A 1,728-nucleotide genomic window follows, 5' to 3' on the forward strand; every position below is an offset into this window, starting at 1 on the left:
CCACGAAGTCGTACTTCGTCGAGGTCAGCGAGGTCGACTTCTCGCCGGTGATGAACTTCGAGCAGGGGCTGGAGGAGCTGGGCCGAGACGCCTGCCTCGTCAGCGATCCGGTTGGTGGTCGCCGCCATGCCCTCCGACGCGAAAACGCGAGTAGCTGCCTCCAGGATCGCGTCGTAGGTAGCCCTCGAGCGCTGCTGGGAGGGCCTTTTCCGCCGAGTCGACACGGTCCTCCGATGCGAGTTGTCAGCCGCGACGCCGGTACCGAGAATTGTGTAGATGACCAGCGCCGATTACTCGAAGTTTATGCCCGACCGGTACACCGCCCACATGCCGGAGCCGACCACGACGTGGTGGGAGTGGAACGGCAACACCGTCCACGTCGCACGGGCAGTGGTTCCAGACGCGCCGGTTCGGGTTCTCGGTATCCACGGCGCCGGCGGGTACTCGGGCGCGTTGTGGCCGTTCGCCGGGATCGGCGTGAAACTCGGAGCCGAAGTCCTCTTCCCCGATCTTCCGCTGTACGGCGACACCGTCGTAGGCGATCCCGCCGGCGACCGGTACGAGCAGTGGGTCGAACTCCTCTGTGACCTCGTCCGGGCCGAGAAAGCAGCCGACGATCGGCCGCTGGTGCTTCTGGGAGCCAGCATCGGCGGTCTGCTGGCCTACGAGGTAGCCGCGCGAACCGGTCTGGCCGACGCCGTCGTCGCTACCTGTCTGCTCGATCCCTCGAATCCGTCGGCCAGAGCTGCCGCGGCGCGGTTCGGCCCGATGGGTGTCTATGGCGCTCCCCTGATGCGCCGCACCGAACGACTGGTGGGCCGTATCCGCGTGCCCATCCGTTGGGTCGCCGACGTCGCGAACATGAGCAGCAACCGTGAACTCGCGACGCTGTGCGCAACCGATCCGTGCGGTGGCGGTGTTCGGGTGCCACTCGGATTCCTCAGCAGCTACTTCTCGTTCGAGCACACCGCACCCGAAGCATTTCGGACGACGCCCGTTCTGCTCACCCACCCGGCCGACGACCGATGGACGCCACCCGAACTGAGCCTGCAGTTCCTCCGCCGCATCAACGCACCCACCGAATTCGTGATGCTGGACGGGTGCGGGCACTTTCCCGTCGAAGAGCCGGGCCTGACGCAGTTCCACGACGCCGTCGACACACTGCTGCGCTCCGTCGCCGAGCGTCACCGCACGAAACCGTCGCCACCCGCCTAGCCTGAAGTTCGTGAGCATCGAACCCAAGGCCGAGCCGACGGGAAACGGCGACGAGAGCACCACGACAGTCGTACTGGCGTTTGCGGCTAACGCGCTGATCGCCGGGGCCAAGACGGCGGCCGCCATCGTCACCGGATCTGCATCGATGGTCGCCGAGGCCACCCACTCCTGGGCCGATACCGGCAACGAAGTGCTGTTGCTGATCGCGAACCGCCGCTCGAAAAGGGTTCCCGACCGAGACCAGCCACTCGGGTACGGCCGGGAGGCATACATCTGGTCGATGTTCGCCGCCCTCGGACTGTTTGCACTCGGCGCGGGTGTCTCGATCACCCACGGCATCCAGGAACTGTTCCATTCCGAACCGGCCTCCGACTTCGGTGTCGCCTACGCCGTCCTCGGCGTCTCGTTCATCCTCGAAGCAGCTCGTCATCAAGGGCGGGCAGATCGCGTACGCGCAGATGGGGGACGCGAACGCCTCCATCCCCACCCCGCAGCCGATCCTGCCGCGGCCGA

1 protein-coding gene and 1 pseudogene are annotated in these 1,728 nt (G+C 66.4%); both read left to right on the forward strand.

Annotation, left to right across the window (positions count from 1 at the left end):
- Positions 1–276: 276 nt before the first annotated feature.
- Entirely contained in the window at positions 277–1,215 is a 939-nt protein-coding gene (locus ABT116_RS44365; RefSeq protein ID WP_351646564.1) for an alpha/beta hydrolase, read from the forward strand.
- Between the two features lie 10 nt (positions 1,216–1,225).
- Positions 1,226–1,579, forward strand: a pseudogene (locus ABT116_RS44370) (cation diffusion facilitator family transporter); the annotation flags it as partial.
- Positions 1,580–1,728 lie beyond the last annotated feature (149 nt).

Origin of the sequence: Streptomyces sp. NPDC002130 (genome assembly GCF_040296465.1) — a bacterium.
Lineage (GTDB): Bacteria > Actinomycetota > Actinomycetes > Streptomycetales > Streptomycetaceae > Streptomyces.